This window comes from Erythrobacter alti, assembly GCF_037996805.1.
In the GTDB taxonomy this organism is placed as follows: domain Bacteria; phylum Pseudomonadota; class Alphaproteobacteria; order Sphingomonadales; family Sphingomonadaceae; genus Alteraurantiacibacter; species Alteraurantiacibacter alti.
In genome coordinates, this window is the sequence record NZ_JBBNAX010000001.1 from 655146 (window position 1) to 667512 (window position 12367).

Here is a 12367-nt window from a genome sequence, read left to right on the forward strand (position 1 = left end):
GAGCCCGCGGATCAAGGCGCGGGATGCACCGTTATTCATCAAAAAAATATGCCAATCGCCAAAAGGCAATTGCGCCGAATCCGTAACCGGATCGGCTCGCTGAGGGCGCAGATAAGCGAATCAGGTAGGAAAAGCAAGCTATCAAGCGCCTTTCGCCTTCCGCCGCGTGGCTCCAGCGGCTAGGAGGCGCTCCATGTCCAATGCCACCCCGCAACTCTATGCCTCGCTTTCGGTCGCCCTTGGCGGCGGAATCGGGGCACTCGCGCGCTACCAGCTCGGTCGATTGATGACCGCGTGGTTGGGCGCGCCCGTCGTCAGCACTTTCCCTTTCGCCACGTTGGCGGTCAATACGCTCGGCAGCCTGCTGATGGGCCTGCTGGCCGGCTGGCTGGTGCGCAGCGCGCCCGAAAATGCCGAAGGGCTACGGCTGCTGCTGGGCGTCGGACTGCTTGGCGGGTTCACCACTTTCAGCGCCTTCAGCCTCGAACTCGCCATGCTGATCCAGCGCGGCCAGGTTGGACTTGCAGCGATTTACCTGATGCTATCGGTCGGGCTCGGCGTGACCGGCTTCGTGTTCGGCCTCGCCATGACGCGGGTGTTCTCATGACCGACACGAACAAGGACCAGGTGCGCCAGTTCACCGTCGACGCCGATGACGAGGGTGTGCGGCTGGATCGCTGGTTCAAGCGCCACCTTCCGCAGATCGGCTTCGGCACGGTCAGCCGCTGGGCACGCACGGGCCAGATCCGCGTCGATGGCAAGCGCGCCAAGGTCGATGACCGGCTGGCCGAGGGCCAGGTGCTGCGCGTTCCTCCCGGCGGAGAAGACCGCGCCCGCACCCAGCGCGAACGCCGCGACCTGACGCCCGAGGAAGAAGCGCTCGCCGAAGAAATGCTGATCACCCGCACCAAATCGGCGCTGGTGCTCAACAAGCCTCCGGGGCTAGCCACGCAGGGCGGCACGAAGACCACCAGACACGTCGACGGATTGCTCGATGCCTATGCGGGCGAGGACGAATCGCGCCCGCGCCTTGTCCACCGGCTCGACAAGGATACATCGGGCGTTTTGCTGATCGCACGAACCGCCGGCAGCGCAGCTTTCTTCTCGAAGCGGTTTTCAGGTCGCAGTGCGAAGAAGATCTACTGGGCGCTGGTCGTGGGCGTGCCCGATGTGGCCGAAGGCACAATCGATGCACCGCTCGCCAAGCAGCCGGGAACCGGCGGCGAGAAGATGCATGTCGATATGGAAGGCGGACAGCCCGCACGCACGGTCTACCGCGTGGTCGAACGGGCCGGAAACGCCGCCGCATGGGTCGAACTGCAGCCTTTCACCGGACGCACGCACCAGCTGCGCGTCCATATGGCCGCCATCGGACACCCGATCGTGGGTGATGGCAAATATGGCGGTCAGGACGCTTTCCTCACCGGCAGCGTCAGCCGCAAGATGCACCTCCACGCGCGCCGCCTCATCATCGACGCGCCCAAGGGCGAAACGCTGGACGTAACCGCCGACCTGCCCGAACATTTCGCGCAAAGCATGGAGCAATTGGGTTTCGACCTGTCGCTGAGCGATGCGGGACCGATCGCCACGCCCCCGCCCGAACGCAACAAGGCGGAAAAGAAGCAGGCGGCCAAGGCTCATGCCAAGCAATATCGCAAGGCCCGCCGCGGCGAGCGCAAGGCGCGCGGAGCCGAAGGCGGCAAGAAACGCGGGGTACGCAAACCTCCGGCCAAACCCAAGGGTCGCCGGACGTGAGCGCCACAAGGCTCGCCGTATTCGATTGCGACGGAACCTTGTCCGACGGGCAGGCGGGTGTCTGCCACGCGATGGATATTGCCTTTGCGGAGGCCGGCCTTCCGCCGCCCGATCGCCACCTGGTCCGCCGCATCGTCGGGTTGAGCCTGCCGCAAGCGGTGCGCCACCTTGCGCCCGATGCCTCCGCAGACCAGCACAGCGCGGCGGTCGAGGCTTACAAGATCGGCTTCCGCCAATCGCGCGAAGACGGATCCCTGCGCGAACCGCTGTTCGAGGGGATTGTCGACCTGCTTCACCGCCTCCACGCGCAAGGCTGGATGCTTGCGGTCGCCACCGGCAAATCGGATCGCGGACTTGCGGCAACGCTCAGCGCCAATGGCCTCAGCGACTTGTTCGCCGCCACCCACACCGCCGACCGCCACCCCTCGAAACCGCACCCGGCCATGTTGCAGGCTGCAATGAATGATGTGCTGGCAGAACCTGCCAACACGGTGATGATCGGCGATACGGTCTACGATATGCAGATGGCCGCCGAGGCGGGGACGCAGGCGCTGGGCGTGAGCTGGGGCTATCACGAGACGGAAGAACTGCTAGCCGCCGGTGCACGCGGCGTGGCGCAGGATACTGCCGAACTGGAGGCTTTGCTCAATGGCTGATCAGGACCACGATCCCGCAAAATCTCGCTGGATGATGCTGCAGGCGATCCGGCTGGGCGGTCTGCTCCTGCTGCTGGGCGGGATCGTTATCCTCAGCGAGAGAGTTTCCGGACCGCAGGCTCTCGGCATAGGAATGATCGTTATCGGCATGTTCGCTTTCTTCATCCTGCCGATCCAGATCGCGCGCCGCTGGAAGACTCCGTCCGAATGAAGCGCTTTTACAAGAATGTTGCACTGATCGAGGCCGGTGGCGGCTGGCAGGTTACGCTCGACGCGCGCCCGCTGCGCACGCAATTGGGCTCGCAGCAGATCGTGCCGAGCAGGGCCGCTGCCGAATTGCTCGCAGGAGAATGGCGTGCGCAGGGCGAGGAAGTCGATCCGCGCAGCTTCATCTTCCGCGACCTCGCCGACTTCGCCATCGATATTGTGCGCCCGGAACGATCTGCGGCCATCGGCAAGCTGCTCGACTACGCGGGCACCGACACGCTGTGCTACCGCGCCGATCCCGACCAGCCGCTATACGAACGCCAGCAGGACTTGTGGGAGCCTCTCGTCACAGCCTGCGAGGAGCGCCATGCGGTGAAGCTGGTGCGGGTAAGCGGGATCGTTCACCACGCGCAGTCCGATGAAACCATCGCGGTATTGCGCGACAGGCTGGAAGACGAGGACGATTTTACGCTGGCCGCACTGGCGACACTCGCCTCGATCGCAGCCTCGCTTGTCGTGCCGCTTGCCGTGCTGGAAGATGGGGCGGACGTGTCCGGACTCTTTGCTGCCGCCAATGCCGAGGAAGACTGGCAGGCCGAGCTATGGGGCTGGGATGCGGAGGCCGAGACCGTGCGCGCACAGCGGCTCGAAGCGTTCGAGAAGGCGGCGCAATTTGCAGAGGCCGTGCGGGGCTAGCCGACCCACTCCGCGACCTGGTCCGCCACGGTGTTCGCCGCTTGATTCAACGCCGCGCCGACTGCATTAGCTTCCGGCGCAATGCCGCTGACGCTTTCCTCGAACCGGCGGGTCAACACGCGACCATCGGGCAATTCGAGCACCGCGTCATAGCGCACGACCACGCTTCCGGTGACCGCGTCGTAATCCATTGCGGCAAGCGTACCGGCGAGCTGTGTCTGCGCGACATATTCCAGCTCTCCGCCGCTCGCGACAAGGCGATTGCCCTTCGCACGGATCGTTTCGGCGAGCACATTGCGGAACAATTGCGCTGGCTTTTCCACCCAGAACGCATCGGCGAGATAGGCGAGCGAGCTGTCCGAAGTCACCACCGGAATGCGGTTGACGTTCAGGCGCTGCGAGACATCGGGCACCTGCACCGCGAGTGCCGCAGTTGCCTGCCCTTCGGTCGCCGCACCTGCGGGGACGCTGGCCATCGGCGTCAGCGTGAGCAATTGTTCGGGCGGTTCGGCGCCGAAGCTGATGCAGCCGGACAGCAGGCCCAGCGAAGCCAGGGCTGCGAATGCGGGTTTGAAGATGCGTCGACGCATGGGGTTCACTCTCATGGCTCGTAATCCGGCAAGGCCTGGCCACCGACCAGCGAACCTGCGCCTTCGGTTTCCAGCCGCTCTGTCATGTTGCGAAGGCTCTGGCTAGTGGAGCGCAGGTCGCGCATCGCGGCAGTGGCCGCCGGCAAGGTGTCCTGTGAAAGCTGGCGGGTCAGCGGCTCGACATTTTCGAGCGATGCTTCGAGCGCAGCGGCCGCGCCGCGTGCTGAAGCCAGCGTCTGGCGCAGGTCGGCGGACAATTGCGCACCGTCATTTTCGACCAGCCCGTCAACCGAACGCAAGGTGTCTTCAAATGCGGCAAGCGTCGCGGTGGACTGGTTCAGCGTGCCTTGCAGTTCCTGCAAGGTGCGCTCAATCTCGGGCGAAGTGCGCGCCAGTTCGCCGCTGATGGCATCGGTATTGCGCAATATGCCGGCAATGGAATCCTGGTTGTCGTCATCAAGCACGCGCGTGAGCCTGTCGGTCAGCGTGGCGAGGCGTTCGAGCAGCAGCGGCGCGCTGGCGAGAATCTCGCCGATTGCGCCGGGCGCTGGCGGAATGACCGGAACACCTTCTGGACAGTCGGTCGTATCGCAGCTGATTTCAGGCAGATTGCTGCGACCGCCAGCCAGTGAAATGTTCGATACGCCGGTGAAGCTGGCGGAGACGCTTGCTTCGGTGCCGACATGGATAGGAACATCATCGTCGAGCCGGATGCGGACTTTGACGAATTCGGGATCGCGTTCCCAGATCGAGATATCGCTGACCTGCCCGACAGGTACGCCCGAATAGGTTACGACCGATCCTTCGGCGACGCCGCCGACCGATTGTTCGAAGAATATGTCATATTCCTCATTCGCGCGGTCGCCAAGCCTTGCCAGCCAGACGAAGAACACCGCCGCGGCTGCCAGCAACAGCAGGGTGACGGCTCCGACCCAAACGTGATTGGCGCGTGTTTCCATGGCTTTGGTCTATGCCTCCCCGCCGTGGGACTTGTCCAATGCTTTCCGGCGAACATCGGATCCCTGGTAAGATTGCGCAGCGGCTCGGCTGCGCGGTCCGTTGAAATATTCCTGGATCCACGGATGATCTGTTTCGAGCAATTCGGGGATCGTGCCCACGGCGATCACCTTCTTGTCGGCCAGCACCGCAACGCGGTCGCAAATTGCATACAGCGTGTCGAGATCGTGGGTGATGAGAAAGACTGTCAGGCCCAGCGTATCGGTCAGTTCACGCAGCAGCTCATCGAACTTGGCCGCGCCGATGGGATCGAGGCCCGCCGTCGGCTCGTCGAGGAACAGCAGTTCGGGATCGAGCGACAGGGCGCGCGCCAGCCCTGCGCGTTTGCGCATACCGCCCGATAGCTCGCTCGGGAACTTGCTCGCCGCTTCGGCAGGAAGACCTGTCAGCACGGTCTTGTAACGCGCAATCTCGTCGAGCAGTTCCTGCTTCAGTTCGGGGTAGAACTGCTTGAGCGGAACCTGCACGTTCTCGGCCACGGTCAGCGTGGAGAACAGTGCCCCGCCCTGGAACAACACGCCCCAACGGTTGCGCACGCCGATCACCTCGTCAGGCTCTGCATCGGTGATGTTCTGGCCGAACACCTCGATGTCGCCCTCCTGCGGGACTTGCAATCCGATGACGGAGCGCATCAGCACCGACTTGCCGGTTCCCGATCCACCGACGACGCCGAGAATCTCGCCCTTGCGCACGTCGAGATCAAGCTCGTCATGTACGACAAAATCACCAAAGGCATTGGTCAGGCCGCGGATGCAGATGGGGTGCTCGCCCTCGAATTTCTCGGGCACATCATCGGATGCTTCTTCAAGCACCTGGTTGCGCAGATCGTCGTCCTCTTCGCTCATCCCCAGCCCAATTCCGTAAAGAAGACTGCGAAGAACGCGTCGAGCACAATGACCATGAAGATCGCTTGCACGACCGCCATCGTCGTGCGCAGGCCAACTTCCTCGGCGTTACCCTTGACCTGCATCCCCTGATAGCAACCCGACAGCGCGATGATCAGGCCGAAGACCGGAGCCTTCAACATGCCAACGTAGAAGTCGTACATCGGCACGACTTCCTGCACGCGGGCAAGGAAGGTGAGGAACGGAATGCCCAGCATGACATCGCCGATTACCGCGCCGCCGATGATCGCGACGACGGAGGCATAGAAGCCGAGCAGCGGCATCATGATAACCGCGGCAAGAATGCGCGGGATGACCAGCGCCTCCATCGGAGAGACGCCAATCGTGCGCATAGCGTCGATTTCTTCAGTCAGCTGCATCGTGCCGATCTGCGCCGCAAAGGCAGAGCCCGAACGGCCCGCCACCATGATCGCTGTCATCAGCACGCCCAGCTCGCGCAAGGTGATGCGTCCGACCAGATTCACCGTCAGCGTTTCCGCACCGAATTGCTGCAATTGAACCGCGCCCTGCTGCGCAATCACGATACCGATGAGAAAGCTCATCAACCCGATGATCGGCAGCGAACTCACGCCAACGAGCTCCATCTGCCGCACCAGCGCCTTCATGCGGAACCGGCGCGGATGCAGCATGACTGACCCGAATGCGATCAACAGCGCGCCAAGAAAGCCGATGTTCTTACGCAGCCCTGCGAGGAATTCGACAACCTTCTTACCCACGTGTTCGGTAACGCGGCCAAAGATATAGGGTCGCGGCGGAATGATTGCGGCAGTGCTGGCGCTTTCCTCGACCGCTTCCAGCAGCACTTCTGCCACTTCGCTCGCGCCGACAATCTCGGCACCATGTTCTTCGGCAAAACGATGGACGATCCAAGCACCGACCGTGTCCACGCTGGTTGCGCCGGAAATGTCGACGAACTGCACCGATTCGCTGTAATCGCGCAATTGCGGGTCGAGCAGGCCGATGCCCGAGACTACCAGCGGCCCGGTGATGGATACGGTTACCCGGCCACCACGTTCTTCCACACTAAAGTCGGCCCATTCGCGCATTGGGGCATCCTATGAGGGCAAAACCGATGCCTCGCAAGATTTTCGCGTGTTGCCCTTAAGATAAGGCGCTGGCAAAGCGCCTCACATGACGAAAGAGCTCGACACAACCTTCGACCCCGCCGCTATCGAAGCGAAATGGTATTCCCATTGGGAGGAAAACGGCAGCTTCCGGCCAGAGCGCCCGAATGCCGAGCCTTTCACGCTGGTCAATCCGCCACCCAATGTGACGGGCAGCCTGCATATCGGCCACGCACTGGACAATACCTTGCAGGATATCGTGATCCGTTACGAACGGCTTCGCGGCAAGGATGCGCTGTGGGTGGTGGGCATGGATCACGCCGGGATCGCCACGCAAATGGTGGTCGAGCGCCAGCTTGAGGAAAAGCAGGACAAGCGCACCAATTATTCGCGCGAGGAATTCGTGCAGAAAGTGTGGGACTGGAAAGCCGAGAGCGGCGGCCAGATCACCCGCCAGTTGCGCCGGCTGGGCTGTTCGATGGACTGGAGCCGCGAACAGTTCACCATGGACGATCACTTCACCAAGGCCGTGCTCAAGACCTTTGTCGACCTCCACAATGATGGCCTGATCTACCGCGACAAGCGGCTGGTAAATTGGGACCCCAAGCTCAAGACCGCGATCAGCGATCTCGAGGTCGAGACGCGCGATGTCCAGGGCAGTTTCTGGACCATCACCTACCCGCTCGCCGATGGTTCGGGTGAAGTGCGCGTGTCCACCACCCGGCCCGAAACCATGCTCGCCGACATGGCAGTGGCGGTGCATCCCGATGACGACCGCTACAAGGACCTTGTTGCGCGCGGGGCCAAGGTGAAGCTGCCCATTACGGGCCGTGAAATTCCCATCGTTGCGGACGAACACGCCGATCCCGAACTGGGCAGCGGCGCGGTGAAGATTACACCGGGGCACGACTTCAACGATTTCGACGTCGGCAAGCGCGCAGGTATTGTGCCCGGCGACATGCTCAACATGCTCGATGCCGAAGCGCGCGTGTGTCAGGTGGCGGACGGGCTGATCCCCGATGAACTGCTCGGCATGGACCGCTTCGATGCGCGTGAGCGGGTGGTGGTGATGCTCAAAGAGAGCGGCCACCTCGTGCCGCACATCAGCAAGACCAAGAAAGGCGAGGAGGTCGAACTCGACGCCGAGCCGCGCACCATCGCGACACCTTTCGGCGACCGCGGCGGCGTGGTTATCGAGCCGTGGCTGACCGACCAGTGGTATGTCGATGCCGAAAAGCTCGCCGTGCGCCCCATCGCTGCGGTGAAATCGGGCGAAATCGAGATCGTCCCGAAGACATGGGAAAAGACCTTCTTCAACTGGATGGAAAACATCCAGCCGTGGTGCGTCAGCCGCCAGCTTTGGTGGGGCCACCGGATTCCTGCGTGGTATGATGCCGCAGGCAATGTCTATGTCGCCGAAGATGAAGAGTCAGCGCAGGCCAAGGCAGGCGCAAGCGTTGAGCTAACCCGCGACGAGGACGTGCTCGACACATGGTTCTCTTCCGCCCTGTGGCCCTTCGCCACGCTCGGCTGGCCCGACGAGACCGCGCTGCTCGAAAAGCACTACCCGAACAACCTCCTCATCAGCGGGTTCGACATATTGTTCTTCTGGGACGCCCGCATGATGATGATGGGCTATTACAACATGGACGCCCGTCCTTGGGAGAAGCTCTACCTGCACGGGTTGGTGCGCGCGGCAGACGGTTCCAAGATGAGCAAGTCAAAAGGCAACGTAGTCGATCCGCTCGGCCTGATCGACAAGTATGGCGCCGATGCATTGCGCTTCTTCATGGCGGCGATGGAAAGCCAGGGGCGCGACATCAAGATGGATGAACGGCGCGTCGAGGGCTATCGCAATTTCGCGACAAAGCTCTGGAATGCAACGCGTTTCTGCCAGTCGAACGGTATTGGCGCTTCGTCCACGATCAAGGCTCCCGAAGCCAGGCTGGCGGCAAACCAGTGGATCATCGGCGAGGTCCAGCAGACGGTCGAAGCGCTCGAAAGCGCGATGGCAGACCTGCGTTTCGACGCGGCGGCAAACACGATCTACCAGTTTACATGGTCGCGCTTCTGCGACTGGTATCTCGAACTGATCAAGCCTGTCTTTGCAGGCGACGCGAGCAGTTCGGCGGCGGTGGAAACGCGCGAAGTTGCCGGATGGGCGCTCGACCAGATTTTCGTTATGCTGCACCCCTTCATGCCCTTCGTGACCGAGGAATTGTGGAACGCCCAGGGTGATCGCAGTTACGATCTGATCTGCGCCAAATGGCCCGATCCGCGTGCGCAGGTTTCCAAAGAGGCGACCGACGCAATCGACTGGACGATCGCGCTCACAACCGCGAGCCGCGGAGCGCGCAACGAATTGGGCATTTCGCCGGGCGAGAAATTGCCCGCCTACTGCCCTGCCCCGTCCGACCTTGCCCGCAGCGTGGTCGAGCGCAGCTCCGCCGCCATCGAGCGGCTCGCGCGACTGACGCCGATAACTCTTGGCGAAGCTCCCACCGGCGCAGCGATGCAGGTGACGGCGGGAGAGGACGTGTTCATCGTGCCGCTCGAAGGCGTGATAGACATTGATGCCGAACGCGCGCGTCTTGAGAAGGCGCTCGCCGGCTCGCAGAAGGAAGCCAAGTCGCTCGAAGGGCGGCTGGGCAATGCCAATTTCGTCGAACGCGCCAAACCCGAAGCGGTCGAAAAGGCGCGCGCGGACCTTGCCCATCACAAGGCCGAAGCCGAGCGGCTGGAGGCGGCGCTGGCGCGATTGGGGTGAGCTGCAGATTCCCTACTGCCCGACTCTGTGCAAGGGTGGCTGCATGACAAGCGCACTCTCCAGCCCTGATGCTCCGAACAGCCCCGTTTTCGGGCCTCGGGTTTTTGGGATCAGGACTGTGCTCCATGTGCTCCAAATGTGCAGAATTTGCGGTGAAGCGTTGTGACGATTGTTCTTGCCACAGACGATAGCGGCGGACCGGAAATCTTCGCCAGCGTGCAGGGCGAAGGCCCCTCTGCCGGAATGCCGGTCGCCTTCGTGCGCCTGTCGCGCTGCAACCTCGCCTGCGTGTGGTGCGACACCGCCTACACCTGGCATTTCGAGGGCGACAACCGCCCACACCGCTCGGATCAAACTTATGAGCGAAAGGCCAACCAGATCACGCTTGGGCCGGAAGATGTCGCTGCACGCATCGCGGCGCTTGGCCAGAACCGGCTCGTCATCACCGGCGGCGAACCGCTGATGCAGGCTGGCAGGCTAGCCGAAATGCTCGAGCACTTGCCCGACGTGCAGGTAGAAATCGAAACCAACGGCACGATCGACCCGCCCGCGCGGCTCGATGTGCGGGTGGACCAATACAACGTCAGCCCCAAGCTGGCGCATAGCGGCAATCCGGCCGAGCTGGCGCTCAAGCCCGAAATGCTTGACCGCTGGGCCACCGACCAGCGCGCTTTCTTCAAATTCGTGATCGCCCAGCCGGGAGACGTTGCAGAAGTGCAGGCCCTCGCCCGCGCACACGCCATCCGCGCGGGGCGCGTCTATCTGATGCCCGAAGGCACCGACAGCGAAACCTTGCGCGAGCGCGAGAAGTGGCTCGTGCCGCTATGCCTGCAAAACGGCTACCGCATGAGCGACCGGCTGCACATCCACCTGTTCGGCGACACGCGCGGAACTTGATTTGTTTGCGATCACGCCCCCTGCGCGCGCCAGCGTTGGACGGTGCGAAGGACCATGTCTTCCTCGCCGCCGCCATTGTTCCACAGGTCGACGAAGCTCGGGTCTTCGGATGCGGGACGCTTGCTTTCCTCGAGATTGTCGAAGCTTACGCGGATCGGGATCGACACACCCTCGCCGCAAATAATGCATTCGCGGTTGCGCAGCGCGGGGATGGAATCGAGGAAGCCGCGCGCACCTTCGGGCATGGCGGCTTTCACAAAGGCCTGGTCGCGCTCGTTGTTGAGGCGCATCGAGATGATCGTACCGCACTGTGAAAGCACGCCTTCGGCAAGGTCGGACGGTCGCTGCGTAATGAGGCCGAGCGAGATACCGTATTTACGGCCTTCCTTGGCGATGCGCGACAGAATCGTGCCGACCGAGTTGCCATCCGAATTCTTCTCGTTGGGCACATATCGGTGCGCCTCTTCACAAACGAGCAGGATCGGGCTTGTCTTCTCGTTTCGGCCCCAGATGGCGAAGTCGAACACAAGGCGGCTGAGCACCGCCACCACCGTGCTGGTAATGTCGGATGGTACGCCCGACACGTCGATAATGGAGATCGGCTTGCCGGAAGAGGGCATGCGGAAAATCTTGGAAATAAACTCGGCCATCGTGTCGCCGACCAACATGCCGGAGAACATGAACTGGTAGCGCGGATCGGCCTTCAGCTCGTCGATCTTGGTCTTGATGCGCATGTAAGGCGCGGTGTTGGTTGCCTTGTCGAGCTTGCCCATCTCGTCCTGGATCATGCCCGTCAGGTCGGAAAGCAGATAAGGGATCGGCGAGTCGACGGTGATCTTGCCCATCGTTTCGGCCAGCCTGTTCTTCGAGCGCGCCGCAAGCAAACACTTGGCGAGAATATCGCGGTCGTTCTGCAGATCGTTGCCGGAGGATTTCAGCAGCACTTCGCAATGTTCTTCGAAGTTCATCAACCAATACGGCATCTGCAGATTGGTGACGTCGAAGATCTGTCCGGTGTTGCGGAAGGCGGCGGAATATTCGCCATGCGGGTCGATCATCAGGATGTGGCCCTGCGGCGCAGCCTGGCAGATGCGGTGGAGGATCAGCGCGGCGCTGGTCGATTTACCCGTACCGGTAGAGCCGAGCAGCGCGAAGTGCTTGCCCAGCATGGCGTCGATATACATGCCGGCGCGGATGTCGCTGGTCGGATAGACCGTGCCGATCTGGATCGCACTGCGCCCGTCCGAAGCGTAAATCTGCTTCAGATCTTCAGAAGTCGCCGGATAGACCAACGCACCGGGAATGGGATAGCGCGTCACACCACGGCGGAAGCTGTGGATCTTGCCGGTCAGTCGCTCTTCCATCCCCTCACCGAGGAAGTCGATATTGGCGACGATGGAATTCTCGGCACGGCGGTCCTGACGCTGGTTGCGCACGGAAGCGAGCAGCCAGCCGTCGCCTGTCTTGATCTTGATTTGCGAACCGACCTGTCCGGCCAGCGCGATCGACGGATCGATATCCGCCATGCATTCGGTCAGCCGTTCGAGATCGAGCGCGATGGCAGAGCCCGAACCGGCGATTTCTAGCACGACACCGATGGGCTGGCGGGCACATTCGACGCTCTGCGCCTCGCGCTGCTGGCGTTGCTCCTCTTCGGAAGTCGGTGCTTCGGACGGGCTCGCCGGTGTGGCGTCGGCAAACTGGCTTCCAGGCATCTCGGTCATAAACGGCTCACAGGGCTGTTGGATATGCCCTGTGCGTAGCGCCATCGAGGTTAAGATCGCGTCAATCCTACGGGCTTTTTGGCCTGATT

12 protein-coding genes are annotated in these 12367 nt (G+C 62.3%); 7 read left to right on the plus strand and 5 right to left on the minus strand.

The window, feature by feature from the left end:
- The first annotated feature begins 193 nt into the window (after nucleotides 1-193).
- Genes crcB through AAC850_RS03225 form a run of 5 tightly spaced genes read left to right on the plus strand, consistent with a single transcriptional unit; the run spans nucleotide 194 to nucleotide 3314 of the window.
- Complete coding sequence (gene crcB / locus AAC850_RS03205) at nucleotides 194-607, plus strand: fluoride efflux transporter CrcB (RefSeq protein ID WP_340587164.1); 414 nt, start codon at nucleotides 194-196, stop codon at nucleotides 605-607.
- The gene (locus tag AAC850_RS03210; RefSeq protein WP_340587165.1) at nucleotides 604-1755 is read left to right on the plus strand and encodes an RluA family pseudouridine synthase; all 1152 of its coding nucleotides are present in this window, start codon (nucleotides 604-606) and stop codon (nucleotides 1753-1755) included. Before crcB ends, AAC850_RS03210 begins: the two co-directional genes overlap by 4 nt.
- Entirely contained in the window at nucleotides 1752-2411 is a 660-nt protein-coding gene (locus AAC850_RS03215) for an HAD-IA family hydrolase (RefSeq protein ID WP_340587166.1), read from the plus strand. Before AAC850_RS03210 ends, AAC850_RS03215 begins: the two co-directional genes overlap by 4 nt.
- A complete protein-coding gene (locus AAC850_RS03220) occupies nucleotides 2404-2622 on the plus strand; it encodes a hypothetical protein (RefSeq protein WP_340587167.1) in 219 nt (72 codons plus the stop codon). Before AAC850_RS03215 ends, AAC850_RS03220 begins: the two co-directional genes overlap by 8 nt.
- Nucleotides 2619-3314, plus strand: a complete 696-nt coding sequence (locus AAC850_RS03225; RefSeq protein ID WP_340587168.1) for an ATP12 family chaperone protein — start codon at nucleotides 2619-2621, stop codon at nucleotides 3312-3314. Before AAC850_RS03220 ends, AAC850_RS03225 begins: the two co-directional genes overlap by 4 nt.
- On the opposite strand, the gene AAC850_RS03230 is transcribed toward AAC850_RS03225, so the two are convergent.
- The 4 genes from AAC850_RS03230 to AAC850_RS03245 are packed head-to-tail and all read right to left on the minus strand — an operon-like array spanning nucleotide 3311 to nucleotide 6872.
- A complete protein-coding gene (locus AAC850_RS03230; protein ID WP_340587169.1) occupies nucleotides 3311-3919 on the minus strand; it encodes an ABC-type transport auxiliary lipoprotein family protein in 609 nt (202 codons plus the stop codon). The genes AAC850_RS03225 and AAC850_RS03230 overlap by 4 nt on opposite strands.
- Entirely contained in the window at nucleotides 3916-4863 is a 948-nt protein-coding gene (locus AAC850_RS03235; protein WP_340587170.1) for an MlaD family protein, read from the minus strand. Before AAC850_RS03235 ends, AAC850_RS03230 begins: the two co-directional genes overlap by 4 nt.
- A 9-nt stretch (nucleotides 4864-4872) precedes the next feature.
- Nucleotides 4873-5766 carry an ABC transporter ATP-binding protein gene (locus AAC850_RS03240; RefSeq protein ID WP_340587171.1) on the minus strand — a complete coding sequence of 298 codons (894 nt, stop codon included), beginning with the start codon at nucleotides 5764-5766 and terminating at the stop codon, nucleotides 4873-4875.
- Nucleotides 5763-6872 carry an MlaE family ABC transporter permease gene (locus AAC850_RS03245; RefSeq protein ID WP_340587172.1) on the minus strand — a complete coding sequence of 370 codons (1110 nt, stop codon included), beginning with the start codon at nucleotides 6870-6872 and terminating at the stop codon, nucleotides 5763-5765. Before AAC850_RS03245 ends, AAC850_RS03240 begins: the two co-directional genes overlap by 4 nt.
- Before the next feature lie 85 nt (nucleotides 6873-6957).
- On the opposite strand from AAC850_RS03245, the gene AAC850_RS03250 reads away from it, so the two are divergent.
- Together AAC850_RS03250 and AAC850_RS03255 are read left to right on the plus strand one after the other, a co-directional pair.
- A complete protein-coding gene (locus AAC850_RS03250; protein ID WP_340587173.1) occupies nucleotides 6958-9657 on the plus strand; it encodes a valine--tRNA ligase in 2700 nt (899 codons plus the stop codon).
- A gap of 162 nt (nucleotides 9658-9819) precedes the next feature.
- On the plus strand, nucleotides 9820-10554 hold the full coding sequence (locus AAC850_RS03255) for a 7-carboxy-7-deazaguanine synthase QueE (protein ID WP_340587174.1): 735 nt from the start codon (nucleotides 9820-9822) through the stop codon (nucleotides 10552-10554).
- Between the two features lie 11 nt (nucleotides 10555-10565).
- Here AAC850_RS03255 and AAC850_RS03260 read toward each other — a convergent pair whose 3' ends face one another.
- On the minus strand, nucleotides 10566-12278 hold the full coding sequence (locus AAC850_RS03260) for an ATP-binding protein (RefSeq protein WP_340587175.1): 1713 nt from the start codon (nucleotides 12276-12278) through the stop codon (nucleotides 10566-10568).
- Between the last annotated feature and the right edge of the window lie 89 nt (nucleotides 12279-12367).

What these genes read in the sequence shown, in the direction of transcription:
- AAC850_RS03250 (WP_340587173.1), top strand. Translation starts at nt 6,958, where the DNA reads ATGACGAAAGAGCTCGACACAACCTTCGACCCCGCCGCTATCGAAGCG.
- crcB (WP_340587164.1), top strand. Translation starts at nt 194, where the DNA reads ATGTCCAATGCCACCCCGCAACTCTATGCCTCGCTTTCGGTCGCCCTT.
- AAC850_RS03230 (WP_340587169.1), bottom strand. Translation starts at nt 3,919, where the DNA reads ATGAGAGTGAACCCCATGCGTCGACGCATCTTCAAACCCGCATTCGCA.
- AAC850_RS03240 (WP_340587171.1), bottom strand. Translation starts at nt 5,766, where the DNA reads ATGAGCGAAGAGGACGACGATCTGCGCAACCAGGTGCTTGAAGAAGCA.
- AAC850_RS03245 (WP_340587172.1), bottom strand. Translation starts at nt 6,872, where the DNA reads ATGCGCGAATGGGCCGACTTTAGTGTGGAAGAACGTGGTGGCCGGGTA.
- AAC850_RS03235 (WP_340587170.1), bottom strand. Translation starts at nt 4,863, where the DNA reads ATGGAAACACGCGCCAATCACGTTTGGGTCGGAGCCGTCACCCTGCTG.
- AAC850_RS03220 (WP_340587167.1), top strand. Translation starts at nt 2,404, where the DNA reads ATGGCTGATCAGGACCACGATCCCGCAAAATCTCGCTGGATGATGCTG.
- AAC850_RS03260 (WP_340587175.1), bottom strand. Translation starts at nt 12,278, where the DNA reads ATGACCGAGATGCCTGGAAGCCAGTTTGCCGACGCCACACCGGCGAGC.
- AAC850_RS03210 (WP_340587165.1), top strand. Translation starts at nt 604, where the DNA reads ATGACCGACACGAACAAGGACCAGGTGCGCCAGTTCACCGTCGACGCC.
- AAC850_RS03225 (WP_340587168.1), top strand. Translation starts at nt 2,619, where the DNA reads ATGAAGCGCTTTTACAAGAATGTTGCACTGATCGAGGCCGGTGGCGGC.